Annotated in this window: 14 protein-coding genes; 2 read left to right on the forward strand and 12 right to left on the reverse strand. The window is 61.7% G+C overall.

The features are described 5' to 3' along the window. Window positions 1–106: 106 nt before the first annotated feature. The 4 genes from frr to rpsB all read right to left on the reverse strand — a co-directional run bounded on the left by frr (window position 107) and on the right by rpsB (window position 3,665). Window positions 107–664, reverse strand: a complete 558-nt coding sequence (gene frr, locus CCICO_RS07165) for a ribosome recycling factor (protein WP_026161339.1) — start codon at window positions 662–664, stop codon at window positions 107–109. A gap of 164 nt (window positions 665–828) precedes the next feature. Further along, the gene (pyrH, locus tag CCICO_RS07170) at window positions 829–1,554 is read right to left on the reverse strand and encodes a UMP kinase (protein ID WP_018019101.1); all 726 of its coding nucleotides are present in this window, start codon (window positions 1,552–1,554) and stop codon (window positions 829–831) included. A 173-nt stretch (window positions 1,555–1,727) separates the two neighbouring features. After that, entirely contained in the window at window positions 1,728–2,561 is an 834-nt protein-coding gene (tsf, locus tag CCICO_RS07175; protein WP_018019102.1) for a translation elongation factor Ts, read from the reverse strand. A 270-nt stretch (window positions 2,562–2,831) separates the two neighbouring features. Beyond that, window positions 2,832–3,665, reverse strand: a complete 834-nt coding sequence (rpsB, locus tag CCICO_RS07180; RefSeq protein WP_018019103.1) for a 30S ribosomal protein S2 — start codon at window positions 3,663–3,665, stop codon at window positions 2,832–2,834. 393 nt (window positions 3,666–4,058) lie between these two features. Between rpsB and CCICO_RS07185 the strand changes: the two genes are divergently transcribed. Further along, complete coding sequence (locus CCICO_RS07185) at window positions 4,059–4,535, forward strand: M23 family metallopeptidase (RefSeq protein ID WP_018019104.1); 477 nt, start codon at window positions 4,059–4,061, stop codon at window positions 4,533–4,535. 10 nt (window positions 4,536–4,545) lie between these two features. Here the strand turns inward: CCICO_RS07185 and CCICO_RS07190 are convergent, their stop codons facing one another. From CCICO_RS07190 to rplS, 8 genes are all read right to left on the reverse strand, one after another. Then, on the reverse strand, window positions 4,546–5,427 hold the full coding sequence (locus tag CCICO_RS07190) for a tyrosine recombinase XerC (RefSeq protein ID WP_018019105.1): 882 nt from the start codon (window positions 5,425–5,427) through the stop codon (window positions 4,546–4,548). A gap of 197 nt (window positions 5,428–5,624) precedes the next feature. Then, window positions 5,625–6,809: a DNA-processing protein DprA gene (gene dprA / locus CCICO_RS07195; RefSeq protein WP_018019106.1), complete on the reverse strand. Its 1,185-nt coding sequence runs from the start codon at window positions 6,807–6,809 to the stop codon at window positions 5,625–5,627. Next, window positions 6,806–8,332, reverse strand: coding sequence for a YifB family Mg chelatase-like AAA ATPase (locus CCICO_RS07200; protein WP_018019107.1), 1,527 nt, complete (start codon window positions 8,330–8,332; stop codon window positions 6,806–6,808). Before CCICO_RS07200 ends, dprA begins: the two co-directional genes overlap by 4 nt. Continuing rightward, the gene (locus CCICO_RS07205; protein WP_083878254.1) at window positions 8,319–8,735 is read right to left on the reverse strand and encodes a YraN family protein; all 417 of its coding nucleotides are present in this window, start codon (window positions 8,733–8,735) and stop codon (window positions 8,319–8,321) included. Before CCICO_RS07205 ends, CCICO_RS07200 begins: the two co-directional genes overlap by 14 nt. Window positions 8,736–8,957: 222 nt before the next feature. Further along, on the reverse strand, window positions 8,958–9,263 hold the full coding sequence (locus tag CCICO_RS07210) for a DUF2469 domain-containing protein (protein ID WP_018019109.1): 306 nt from the start codon (window positions 9,261–9,263) through the stop codon (window positions 8,958–8,960). Beyond that, the gene (locus CCICO_RS07215; protein ID WP_018019110.1) at window positions 9,260–9,901 is read right to left on the reverse strand and encodes a ribonuclease HII; all 642 of its coding nucleotides are present in this window, start codon (window positions 9,899–9,901) and stop codon (window positions 9,260–9,262) included. The genes CCICO_RS07210 and CCICO_RS07215 overlap by 4 nt, the downstream gene beginning before the upstream one ends. 22 nt (window positions 9,902–9,923) lie before the next feature. After that, complete coding sequence (gene lepB, locus CCICO_RS07220) at window positions 9,924–10,832, reverse strand: signal peptidase I (RefSeq protein WP_018019111.1); 909 nt, start codon at window positions 10,830–10,832, stop codon at window positions 9,924–9,926. Between the two features lie 175 nt (window positions 10,833–11,007). Beyond that, window positions 11,008–11,349: a 50S ribosomal protein L19 gene (gene rplS, locus CCICO_RS07225; RefSeq protein ID WP_018019112.1), complete on the reverse strand. Its 342-nt coding sequence runs from the start codon at window positions 11,347–11,349 to the stop codon at window positions 11,008–11,010. A gap of 231 nt (window positions 11,350–11,580) precedes the next feature. On the opposite strand from rplS, the gene CCICO_RS07230 reads away from it, so the two are divergent. Next, entirely contained in the window at window positions 11,581–12,525 is a 945-nt protein-coding gene (locus CCICO_RS07230) for a DUF1648 domain-containing protein (protein WP_083878256.1), read from the forward strand. The last annotated feature ends 1 nt before the right edge of the window (window position 12,526 follow it).

Raw genomic sequence — 12,526 nt, forward strand, 5'->3', positions numbered from 1 at the left:
CGCGGTGCACGGAGGACATCCCGTGCCTAAGGCGGGCTGTGCAGACAAGCACCACGCCACCGGACGGGCTATCTCCTTAAAGGATGTCTCCCTAAAGCTGTGAGGCCTAGACCTCCATCAGCTCGTTTTCCTTGCGCTCGACGTGCTCGTCTACCTTGGCCACGTGCTTCTGGGTGATCTTATCCAGCTGCTGCTCAGCGGACTTCACTTCGTCCTCGCCGGCGTCGCCGTCCTTCTGGATCTTCTTCAGGTGCTGGTTACCATCGCGGCGGATGTTGCGGATCGCAATCTTGGCGTCCTCACCCTTAGACTTTGCCAGCTTCACCATGTCACGGCGACGCTCCTCGGTGAGCTGCGGGATGGTCACGCGCAGCACCTGGCCGTCATTGGTGGGGTTCACGCCCAAATCGGAGTTACGGATTGCGTTTTCAATCTCGCTCATCAGGCCCTGCTCGTAGGGCTTGATCAGCAGCATGCGCGGCTCCGGAACCGAGATGGTGGCCATCTGGGTGATGGGGGTCATCGCACCGTAATACTCGGCCATCACGCCATTAAACATCGCGGGGTTAGCGCGGCCGGTGCGGATAGTGGTGAGGTCCTCGCGGACGTACTCCACGGACTGCTCCATACGGCCTTCGGCTTCGAAGAGGATCTCGTCGATCATCTCACTCATGTTCTAATTCTCACTTATCTCTGTGGTGTATTTGTGTGTGCCCCGCGTGCGCACACGCGCGGCGGGCGGTCATTGTGCAGCACTCAGCAGGCCGCCCCTCGCGCCGCAGCGCTGGAACTGACCTGCCGGCACAGAAGGTTCAACGTCCCAATCTATCAGGATTGCACGAGAGTTCCGATGGACTCGCCCTTAATAGCGCGGGCGATATTTCCCTCTTGGAGAAGGTTAAAGACCAAGATGGGCATGTTGTTGTCCATGCAGAGGCTAAACGCCGTGGCATCGGCCACCTTCAGCCCGCGCTCGATCACTTCCCGCGGGGTGATCTGGGTAAACAGTTCAGCATCGGGGTTGGTACGGGGATCGTCCGAATACACTCCATCCACGGCCTTCGCCATGAGCAGCACCTCGCAGTCGATCTCGAGGGCGCGCTGTGCAGCGGTGGTGTCGGTGGAGAAATACGGCAGGCCCATGCCAGCACCGAAGATCACCACCCGCCCCTTGTCCAGGTGACGCTTGGCGCGCAGCGGCAGATAGGGCTCAGCCACCTGGGCCATATTGATGGAGGTTTGTACGCGGCAGTCGATTCCGTCGCGCTCGAGAAAGTCCTGCAGCGCCAGGCAGTTCATCACGGTACCGAGCATGCCCATGTAGTCCGAGCGGTTGCGATCAAGCCCCCGCTGCTGCAGTTGGGCGCCGCGGAAGAAGTTACCGCCACCGATCACCACGGCGACCTCTGCCCCATCACGGGCGACACTCGCAATCTGGTGCGCCACGTTTTCCACCACATCGGGATCGATGCCCACGGTGCCACCGCCGAACATTTCACCCCCGAGCTTCAGCATGACGCGCTTATATCCCTCACGAGTGGCACCCTCGGCCATAGTTGTCACCTTTCGTCGACGCGGTTGGTTCGTGTGCGTATTCTACCTTCCACCGCCGCGGCATGCGCTAAGCACTCGGCTTATCGACGCCACCTCTCGGCTTCGCCCCGCTAGGCATAGAAAAAACCTGCACCCCGATGTCTACGGGGTGCAGGTCCATTCAGCGCTGAGCCTTAGGCGGAGTGCTGACCAACCTCGAGGCGGGCGAAGCCGGTGAGCTTCACTCCGGCCTCGTCCATGACCTGCTTGACGGTCTTCTTGTTGTCAGCAACAGAAGCCTGGTCCTCCAGGACGACATCCTTGTAGAAGCCGTTCATGCGACCTTCCACGATCTTGGCGATAGCCTGCTCCGGCTTGCCCTCCTCGCGGGTGATCTTTTCCTGGGTGGCGCGCTCGGCCTCGACGATATCGGCGGGAACCTCGTCGCGGTTGAGGTACTGAGCCTTCATAGCAGCAACCTGCATGGCGGCAGCGTGAGCGGCCTGCTCGGCAGCCTCGCCCTCGCCGGTGTAAGCAACCAGAACGCCCACTGCCGGCGGCAGGTCGGCGGCGCGGTGGTGCTTGTACACGGCGATGTTCTCGCCCTCAAGGGTGATGGCGCTGGAGAGCAGCAGCTTCTCACCGATCTTGGCGGAGAGCTCCTGGATAGCCTCGCCGGCGGTGGAATCGCCCAGCGGAGCGTTGTTGAGCTCCTCGGCGGAGTTGGCCTTCACAGCAGCGGCTGCCTCGGCAACCTTCGCTGCGAACTCCTTGAACTCTGCGTTCTTGGCCACGAAGTCGGTCTCGGAGTTGACCTCGATCATGGTGGCACCGGAGACGGCGATCAGGCCCTCAGCGGCGGTGCGCTCAGCGCGCTTGCCCACATCCTTGGCGCCCTTGATGCGCAGCAGCTCGACTGCCTTGTCAAAGTCACCATCGGTCTCAGAAAGAGCCTTCTTGCAGTCCATCATTCCGGAGCCGGTGAGCTCGCGGAGCTTCTTGACGTCAGCGGCGGTGTAGTTCGCCATACGTGACGATCCTCCTTGGTTGTGTTTGTTGTTTAGTTGTCCACTAACACATGCGTTGAGGTCCCGTGCAGCGCACGGGCCATCGCCCATTAACCCTAGATGAGTGCCTAACGCTTCGCAGTGAAGCAGCTCTATGAGCGTAGACACGCACGGGGGTAACAGTGGTGGATTTAGGGAGAAGACGAACACAGCCCCCACCGCACAACCAACGACAGTGAAGTTGTATCGCGGTGCGAGTGAGGGCGTGTCTGCGAGTATGAGCTCGGCGGTTTACTTCTCTTCAGCCGATGCATCGGCGGCTGCCTCAGCAGCCTCGGATGCCTCAACCTTGGGAGCAACCTCTTCGCCGGCCTCAGCCTTGGGGGCGGCGTCCTTGTCGCCAGCGGCCTCCTTGGCTGCGGCGAGCTCGCGCTCTTCGCGTGCCTGCTTACCGGCGATCACGGCCTCAGCCACGATCTTGGTGAGAACGTTGATGGAGCGGATGGCGTCATCGTTGCCCGGAACCGGGAACTGGACCTCATCGGGGTCGCAGTTGGTGTCTAGGATGGCCACGACCGGGATGTTGAGCTTCTTCGCCTCAGCAACGGCGATGTGCTCCTTGTTGGTGTCCACAACCCACATGGCGGAAGGGATCTTCTTCATGTCGGCGATACCGGTAAGCACGCGCTCCAGCTTCTGACGCTCACGGGTAAGCATCAGGATCTCGCGCTTGCCGCGGCCCTTGTAGCCGTCCTCAGCCTGGTCCATGGCCTGCAGCTCCTTCATGCGGTGCAGACGCTTGGACACGGTCTGGAAGTTGGTGAGCATACCGCCCAACCAGCGGTGGTTCACGTAGGGCATACCGACGCGCTCGGCCTCGTTCTGCACAGCTTCCTGAGCCTGCTTCTTGGTACCGACGAACAGAATGCTGCCGCCGTGAGCCACAGTCTCCTTGACGAACTCGTAAGCCTCGTCAATGTAGGTCAGGGTCTGCTGGAGATCGATGATGTAGATGCCGTTGCGCTCAGTGAAGATGAAGCGACGCATCTTCGGGTTCCAACGACGAGTCTGGTGGCCAAAGTGCACACCAGCATCGAGAAGCTCGCGCATGGTTACAACTGCCATGGGAATGCTCCTTTTCTGGGAAAATCTAGATTTGGTTAAGGTCACATGTGCAGGTTTTTATCCTGCACCCTAGCGGCCGCGTATCACCTCACTGCACCCCATGCACTCGGCGTGGGGACCGTGCAGCTGTGGCGGCCCTCTTTAAAAGCAAAAGGGCGTGCAACCGCGCGTAGTCAGCGCATCCGACCACTGCTTACACAGTCCTCGGACACACTGCTGGATAAACATTAGCCCACTTCACCCACTCGAGCAATTCCGCTTCCGCCCCGCCGCGGTAGCGTGTGCACAGCTCAGCGGCGAAATCGTCACATCTGCACCACCATGCACAGGCATGGCCCTCTTCCCCGCCGATACCGCCCGCTGCATACCGCCCTAAGTCCATCGTGGGGAGGCATGAGACGCATTCTGGTTGTATTCTTCGTGGTCGCACTTCAGCTCCTTGGCAGTCCGCTGGCAGTGGCCTATGTGGACCCCGCGACCGGCCGACCCCACGCTTCGCAGGTAATCCGCGCTTTTGATAAGCCTGCGCAGAACTGGCTTCCTGGCCATCGCGGGGTAGACCTGGCAGCCGAGGTGGGTGCACCGGTTCTGGCCGCAGAGGATGGCGTAGTGGCCTTCGCCGGGACGGTGGCTCGCACGCCGACTGTCTCCATCGATCACGCCGACGGGGTGCGCACTACCTACCAGCCGGTGCACTATTCGGTACAGCGCGGCGATAACGTCCGTGCCGGCGATATCATTGGCCGCCTCGCAGCCCCCACCACCCGATACCCAGGATTGCAGTGGGGTGCACGACGCGACGGGGAATACATCAACCCACTCAGCCTTCTTAGCCGCCCCACTATTCGACTCAAACCGCTCGCAGGATAATTGGAGAAGTTCACTCCGCTCGCGGGTGGGCTTGCCGAAACGCCTCATGTAACCGCGCCGTGGAGACGTGGGTGTAGATCTGCGTGGTCTGGAGCGAGGAATGCCCGAGCAGCTCCTGCACTTCCCTCAAGTCCGCTCCCCCATCCAGCATGTGCGTGGCTGTGCTGTGCCTAATCTCATGAGGGCTCAGCGGGGCAAGTCCCGCCTCGAGCGAGAGTGTTTCCACCACGCGCCGCACCTGGCGCTGATCAATGCGCTTGCCGCGCACTCCCACAAACAGCGCCCTTTCCTGCGGCAGCGCAAGCTCGGGGCGACCCTGCTCGAGCCACTCGGAGAGAGCCCTGCGGGCTGGGGCGCCAAATGGCACCACCCGCTGCTTATTGCCCTTACCCGTAACGGTTGCCGTTCCCGCCCCTAGGTCGAGATCTGCCATCTCGAGGCCACATAGCTCGGCAACGCGCATCCCCGAGGCGTAGAGCAACTCCAGCATCGCCTTATCGCGCAGGTTCACTGGGGTATCGGCGGGCAGCGCGCCAAGCAGACCTTCTGCCTCGGAGGCACTGGCCACAGTGGGTAGATGCCTGCCGGGCTTGGGAGTGTGCAGTTTGTGTCCGACGTCGGCTGGGATATAGCCCGTTTTGTATGCCCAGGTGGAAAAGGAGCGCACAGCGGCGGTGCGCCGCGCCATGCTCGCTCGAGACAGTCCCCGATCGAGGGCTTCTGCTAGCCACATGCGCATAGTGCTGAGCGTGAAATCCGACCAAGTACGCAAACGGCACAAATAGCTACTGAGATCTGAGCGGTAGCCTTTAATGGTGGCTGCGGAGCGAGCACCGACATAGTCGAGGTGTTGGCAGTAATCATCAAGAGCGACAGAAAATGCTGGTGTCATGTTCTGAGAACACGCCAGCGGAGACGTCGCGACAGGAGTATTCGACGTCTCCGCTGAGCGCTGATGTTCACCCATAGTGCACAGCTTAGCTATTAGCGGGAGTCAGCCCGAACCCGCTAACTTCTAACTTAGGCTGCCCTTGTATCGTAAGTTAAGGCATGCCTAATATGCAACCCTTTGATGAAACTTTTTGTGTTTTATTTTTCCGGCAGCCTCTTTGCCCAGCTCACCCCCTCCCGCAGCACGAGTCCGCGCCGCTGCAATTCCACGAGCAGGTGCACTGTAAGCGCCACGCTCAGCCCAGCACTTTCCGCTATCTGAGCGGCTGTGCGATTGTGATCGCTACGACAAGGCAGGCTATCGAAGACTTTGAGTTCATTGCGGCTGAGCTGCTGGATCGGATCACCAGGAAAGGACAGCTCGCACTGCAGCTCGAAGTCGCTCTCCCCTAGCTTGCCCACCAGCCCCATGATGTCGGCGGCGCTAACCACCATTTGGGCATCACCCCGTTTGATCTTGTCGTGGCATCCCAGCGATCCGGCGCCGAGAATCGGCCCTGGTACAGCCATGGCCACCGTGCCTAGGCCTTGTGCCCAGGCAAGCGTGTTGAGTGCGCCGGAGCGCCAGCCGGCTTCGATGACCACGGTCCCAGCACTCAAGGCGGCCACCAGCCGGTTGCGGGTGAGAAAGCGGTGTCGAGCCGGTGGCGTGTGTGGCGGGTATTCGCTCACCCAGCACCCGCCCGCAGTGCTGATGCGCTCAAATAGAGGGGCATTTTTGGCTGGGTAACAGCGCCCGGCGCCATGGGCGGCCACCGCCACCGTGCACCCTCCAGCCTCGAGTGCTGTGGAATGAGCAATGGTATCTACCCCAAGCGCCCCGCCGGAGACAATGCTCCATTGGTTCTCGGCGAGAGGGCGGCAGATCTCCTCTGTTGCTCGCTGCCCATAGGCGCTCACCGCACGGGTGCCCACCACGGCCACGGAATTGGCTACCGCTGCCGTCAGCTCCGCTCCGCGCACCCACAGTCCATGGGGTGCCACAGCATCTGCCGCATAGCTGCGCAGGTGCTCGGATGTACCCGAGGCCGCGAAACCGAATGCACGGTCGAGCTTCTCCCGCGGCCACTCGGGATCGTCGGGGCACACGAATCTGGTCTGCAGCTGTTCGGCCTGTTCCAGCATCTCCTTTTCTTCGTGGAAGTGGGCGCGCCGCTCGGCGCTGCGGGCCACAGTTCCCACCCACGACTCACCATGGCGGATGCCATAGGCGATCTCCTCGGGACTGTGACCTTGGGATAGGAGTGCCTGCACATCGCGGGAGGGACCTTCGAGCACATAGTTGAGATACACCCACGCGTGGCGACGTTCGGTGCTGATCATCGTTGCAGCTTCCCTTCCTCGGTGCGCAGTTCGATGGCGCGAGCCATGTGATCAAGCGTGGGCCGCGGCGCGGCCCCGTGGGCCACCTCATCGAGGTCCCTGAGTGTCCACGCCACCCGCAAGGCTTTATCCACCCCGCGCTGAGATATCTCCCCAGCGCTTAAAAATGCCTGCACATAGGCCATTGCATCATCCTCGGCCGCATAGTGGCGCCGCAGCAGTGGCGCTGGGACCAGCGCGTTGGCGCATCCTGCTGGGTTCACCTCTGCCCAGCGTCGTGCTGCTAAGGCGCGGACGCAGGCCACCCGCTGGCTCACAGTCGCCGAGCTTTCCGGATGCGCTTCGCTGAGCAGCCCACCCACCCTATGGGTGCGTGCGATCACATCGATGCGATCGCGGACGGGGCCGGTGATATTGCTTAGATAGCGGGCCTGGGCAGCGCCACTGCAGGTACAGGAGGAATCGCTATCCGCCCCGCAGGCGCAGGGATTGGCTGCAAGAACGAGCTGGAAGCGCGCGGGAAGAGTGACTACTTTCTCGCTGCGATTAAGCACCACCTTGCCGTGTTCGAGCGGCAATCTGAGGCTGTCGAGCACCGATGCCGCTATGGCATTCGCTTCGTCGAGGAAGAGCACACCATTATGGGCTAAGGAGATAGCTCCCGGCTTGACCTTGCCGGAGCCGCCGCCGATGAGCCCGGCGCTACTGACGCTGTGGTGCGGGGCAATGAGCGGCGGCTGGGTGATGATGTCATCACAGCCATGCGTGGACACCGAGTGCGCGGCCGTGGTGTCGATCTGTTGCTGGCGGTTTAAGGGCGGAAGAATCGAGGGCAGTGCCGCGGCCAGCATCGATTTCCCCGAACCGGCGGGGCCGACGAGGAAGAGGTGATGCCCGCCCGCGGCGGCAACCTCGAGGGCGTGTTTCGCCTCCTTTTGTCCCGCGATATCCGCAAGATCAATCGCAGAGCGCCGCGGTGGGTCGCAGTGCTCGGCAGGGCGCACCCGCTGCAGCCCTCCGCAGCCGGTGACCCAGTCGTACACCTCGCGTAGGGTGTCGGCCACCAGTACGGTTGGTGCGTCTATCAGTTCTGCTTCGCGGGCGTGGGCGCGGGGAATGACCACCGTCTTGACTCCCGCCTCGGCGGCAGCGCGCAGCATCGGTAGCACCCCGCGGCAGGCTTTAAGCTCCCCATCGAGACCGAGTTCGCCGATGAACATCGTCTCGTGTAGCGGTGTGGCGCTGCGCGCCCCGAGAATGGCCATCGCGAGGGCGAGATCGAACTGGGCGCCAGATTTGCGCACATTCGCCGGCGACAGGTTCACGATGATACGGGTTTTCGGCCAAGGAAGATCACTATTTTTCACCGCGGTGCGGATACGCTCCCGCGCTTCGGTGATGGCCGCATCAGCTAAGCCCACGATGTCGGTGCGGGGCAGTCCTGGGCCAATGTGTGCCTCGACGGTGACGCCGAAGGCTGTCACCCCATCGAGTGTGGCCGAGATCGTTTTAGCAAGCGCCATGATCCACCCCACTGATGAGCTCCACGCCCTCGGGGCTGATGAGCACCACGTCGAACCGGATTGGGGTGTAGGGCTTGCGTTCAAGCCAGCGCAACGCGGCGCGATGCATCCGAAGCAGCTTGCGAGGGGTCACCGACTCAGCGCACCCAAAAGCCGTGCCGGTGCGGGTTTTTACCTCTACGAACACGATGGTTCCATCGAGGTCTTCCACCACCAGGTCGAGCTCGCCACAGCGGTAGCGCACATTGCGCGCCAGCACCCGGGCTCCGCTGGACTCATACATTCTGGCGGCATGATCTTCTCCTGCCGCGCCGATTTGGGTGTTGTGGGTCGAGGAGGCCGCGGGCCGGTGTGGGCGGCGCTGTGCGGTATGGGGGCCTGAGCCGGAGCGAGCTAGTGTCATCGTCGAAAAGCCTTTTCGTGTGTGAGAAATCTAGGGACATGGAGTAAAAGCGCATCTGTTCTCGTTGCCGGAGAGGTGATGCACCCTGAAGTCTCATGCACACACGCGTGGCTGTCAGCGCAGGCGAGCGGATACGAAAAAATCTGTGGATAACGGCTTTCGCTATCCACAGATCAACGGGCGTGGGAGCACTGGCACGGTGTCCAGTGGTATAGGCGACTTCTAGTCAGGGATCACCATCTCTGGCTTGTCGAGCTCTTCAATGTTGACGTCTTTGAAGGTGATCACGCGCACGAAGCGGACGAAACGGGCCGAGCGGTACATGTCCCACACCCATGCATCGGACATGCGCACCTCGTAGTACACCTCGGCGCCCTCGGTGTGAGGGATCAGTTCCACGGCGTTAGCGAGGTAGAAGCGGCGCTCGGTTTCCACCACATAGGAGAACTGGCTCACCACATCGCGGTACTCGCGGTAGAGGCTCAGCTCTACTTCTGCTTCGTAGTTTTCCAGCTCTTCGGCGCTCATCGCGTTTCCTTCCACGTGCTACAAGCTTCCTGAATGTTCCTGTAACTATAGCGATGAACTGGGCTGGGACCTTTGAGGCGCACCGCATCCATGTGGAGTTTCGTGCCATAGCCCTTGTGCCCGGCCAAGCCATAGCCTGGGTAGCGCTGATCCAGCTCGTTCATGATTGTGTCGCGTTCATGCTTGGCAAGCACGCTGGCGGCAGCAATGCAACGGGCCGCGGCATCGCCGTTGATCACGCGCAAGCTGGGCCGGGCGAGCCCTGGCACGCGGTAGCCGTCGATAAGCACAAAGCCAGGTGAGATCTCAAGGGCGTAGATGGCGCGGCGCATGCCGGAGATATTGGCGTGCTGGATGCCGCGGGCGTCAATATCGGCGGCGTCAATGTGTACCACCGACCAAGCGAGGGCGTGGTGTTTGATCAGCGGGGCCAGCCGAGCGCGGGCTGCGGGGCTGAGCTTTTTGGAGTCAGTGACCTCTGCAAGGGCGCGCACGGGCTTATCTGGCAGCACACAGGCCGCGATCGTGATCGGCCCAGCACATGCCCCACGGCCGGCTTCGTCAACCCCTGCGACTGGACCGAGCTGGGCTGCGGTGAGCTCAGCCTCGTAGGTGCGCAGGTATTTCTTTGTCCGCACGTCTCGTTCGGTGCGTCGGCTACTAGTCGACGCCGCCGATGCGGTCGAGGGGCAAAATGATAAAGCGTACTTTGCCGATGATGTTCTCCTCCGGCACCGTGCCCTGGTGTTCATCACCAAGGTGGTAGCGGGAGTCGGCGGAGTTGGTGCGGTTATCACCCATCACGAAGTAGTGGCCCTCAGGCACTTCGATGGGGCCGAAATACGCGCCGCCGCAGGCATCTGAGCCGTTCGCGGTATCCACCGGATAGGTGGGCGGATCAAGCACATAGGAATCATCCACCTTGGCGCCATCAACCATCACTCCAGGATCACCCTCCTGGCAGGAAACCGTCTGGCCGCCCGTGGCAACGATGCGTTTAACCATGTCGTTCTCATCTGGGGCCACCACCCCAATGAAGGCACCGATATTCTGCAGGCCGCGAATCAGCGTGTTGGACGAACGAGTAGATACGAAGTTCTGGTTCCACGACTCTGGGCCCTTGAACACCACCACATCGCCCTGTGAGGGCTCGGTGAAATCATAGGTGAGTTTGTCCACCACAATGCGATCGCCGGTACAGCCGGGGCAGCCGTGCAAGGTGGGCTCCATAGAAGCCGAAGGAATGAGATAGACCCGCCCCACGAAGGTTTGAAGAACAAAGACGATCACCAAGGTCACGGCGATCACCAGCGGGATCTCGATGTACCACGGCTTGCCGGTGTCTTCGTCCTGCTCCTCGTCCTCGCCCGAAACATCCTCGTCGGCGACGGCGGTGGACTCCTGAGCAGCGGGATCCTCAGCATCATCTGGCTGTGGATGCTGCGAACGCTCCGTCTGAGGCTGAGCCGAGCTAGCGGTGTTTGAAGCCGCCTCCTCCTTCGGCGCTGAAGGCGACGTCTGCGAATCGGACGGGGTCGCATCTAGCTCGTGATCGGGGCGCTCAGTCATAGGGATAGATACTAGCAGCCGCCGCCCCAAGTCCCAGTCCGCCAAGGTTCGACCGCCCGCGGTAGCCTTGCCCATCCGATCCGAGATGCTGCACGTAGGGTGCAGGAAAGAAAAACCGGCCCCTCGCCTACCCTTGAGGTGGCGAGGAGCCGGTGCCGGAGACGGCGCGCTAGTACTAGCGGCGCTCCTTGATCTTGGCAGCCTTACCGCGCAGATTGCGCAGGTAGTAGAGCTTCGCACGGCGAACCTTACCGCGGGTGATCACGTCGATGTGATCGATGTTCGGGGAGTGCACCGGGAAGGTACGCTCCACACCGATGCCGAAGGACACCTTGCGGACGGTGAAGGTCTCGCGGATGCCGCCGCCCTGACGACGGATCACAACACCACGGAAGACCTGGACGCGCTGGTTGCCGCCCTCGATGATCTTCACGTGCACGTCCACGGTGTCACCGGGACGGAAGGTGGGGATGTCGTCGCGCAGCGATGCTGCATCTACCTTGTCGAGAATGTTCATGAAACAATCCTTATATTTCTTGTGCTGAATAGAGGAACCTAGCGGCCTTTCCCCACGTGCCGGGGCGCTCGGCTGGTTCGTATCCGAGACAGTGACAGAAGCTGCCAGCTCAGAGGCAGACAACTTTCGAGATTATGCCACGCTTAGTGGGCGAGAACAAATCACCGCTACGCTTCATTCTCCCCGCGCCCGCGGGCACCCTCGCTTCTTTGCTCGCTATCCTTTAGTGGCATGAACCAGCATCTTCCTCGGCGCCCCTTCGTCACTGCCTACCTTGTGCTCCCTTTGGTTGTGCTGTTGCTTTTTGTCGCGTGGGGCCTGCTCGTTCTTCTCCCTGCTCTTCCCTCAACCGTCGCCTCCCATTGGGGCTGGTCGGGCGCTCCCGACGGGTTTAGCTCCCCTAGCTCGCTGATCGTTCAGATGGTTGCCCTACTCGGTGGAATCGCGGTGGTGATGGGCGCGGTGTCTGTTCGGATGCGTCTATCCAGCCTCGGCGCCTCGGCTGTGCTGCTGACTGGATTCACGCTGGCGCTGCTGCTGGACGTCCTGTGGCCCCAGCGCGGGCTGAGCGAACACCAGGTACAAGAGTTTAGATCCGCCTGGCTTCCTGGCCTACTCACCATGATCGTCTTTGTTGCCGCTGCAGCTTTACTAAATCGCTGGGTGCGGCGGGCAACACTGGCGGCACTCGAGGAGGATCATAGGCAGCTCCTTAGTGGCTCGCCTCGGCGCGTCTGGGAGGAACACAGCCGCCGCATCCCCTGGTGGATCCTCGCGCTCGCCGTGCCCGGCGCGGCGGTGGGGTTTCTCTCCCCTGCTGCGGCCATTCTGGTATTGGGGCTGATGTGGCTCAGCATTGAATCTGGAGCTCTGCTGAGCCCCCTGCGCCTTGAGCTTTTCGACGCCGCGCTCGTCCTGCGTTCCCCCGAGCCCATGGTGTATGCCCTTCAGGACATCCACCGTGTCGATGCCCTGAAGCACATCGGTTTCTGGGATGCCGGCGGCTACGGGATTCGGTACACCGGATCAGCGGTGTTCATCATTCCCCACGCCGGTAACGCCATCCGGCTGCACACCGACACGCAGCCGGTGAGCATCGTCGTGCCAGACGGGCAGGCCGCAGAGATTGCCGCGGAGATCAGCGAAATGATCAAACCCGAAGGATCGAGCGCGTAAA

Origin of the sequence: Corynebacterium ciconiae DSM 44920 (assembly GCF_030440575.1) — a bacterium.
GTDB classification, from domain to species: Bacteria; Actinomycetota; Actinomycetes; order Mycobacteriales; family Mycobacteriaceae; genus Corynebacterium; species Corynebacterium ciconiae.

Bases quoted from the DNA above. Each gene is read 5' to 3' on its own strand.
- frr (WP_026161339.1), bottom strand. From the start codon at position 664: ATGATCGACGAGATCCTCTTCGAAGCCGAAGGCCGTATGGAGCAGTCC.
- pyrH (WP_018019101.1), bottom strand. From the start codon at position 1,554: ATGGCCGAGGGTGCCACTCGTGAGGGATATAAGCGCGTCATGCTGAAG.
- tsf (WP_018019102.1), bottom strand. From the start codon at position 2,561: ATGGCGAACTACACCGCCGCTGACGTCAAGAAGCTCCGCGAGCTCACC.
- rpsB (WP_018019103.1), bottom strand. From the start codon at position 3,665: ATGGCAGTTGTAACCATGCGCGAGCTTCTCGATGCTGGTGTGCACTTT.
- CCICO_RS07185 (WP_018019104.1), top strand. From the start codon at position 4,059: ATGAGACGCATTCTGGTTGTATTCTTCGTGGTCGCACTTCAGCTCCTT.
- CCICO_RS07190 (WP_018019105.1), bottom strand. From the start codon at position 5,427: ATGACACCAGCATTTTCTGTCGCTCTTGATGATTACTGCCAACACCTC.
- dprA (WP_018019106.1), bottom strand. From the start codon at position 6,809: ATGATCAGCACCGAACGTCGCCACGCGTGGGTGTATCTCAACTATGTG.
- CCICO_RS07200 (WP_018019107.1), bottom strand. From the start codon at position 8,332: ATGGCGCTTGCTAAAACGATCTCGGCCACACTCGATGGGGTGACAGCC.
- CCICO_RS07205 (WP_083878254.1), bottom strand. From the start codon at position 8,735: ATGACACTAGCTCGCTCCGGCTCAGGCCCCCATACCGCACAGCGCCGC.
- CCICO_RS07210 (WP_018019109.1), bottom strand. From the start codon at position 9,263: ATGAGCGCCGAAGAGCTGGAAAACTACGAAGCAGAAGTAGAGCTGAGC.
- lepB (WP_018019111.1), bottom strand. From the start codon at position 10,832: ATGACTGAGCGCCCCGATCACGAGCTAGATGCGACCCCGTCCGATTCG.
- rplS (WP_018019112.1), bottom strand. From the start codon at position 11,349: ATGAACATTCTCGACAAGGTAGATGCAGCATCGCTGCGCGACGACATC.
- CCICO_RS07230 (WP_083878256.1), top strand. From the start codon at position 11,581: ATGAACCAGCATCTTCCTCGGCGCCCCTTCGTCACTGCCTACCTTGTG.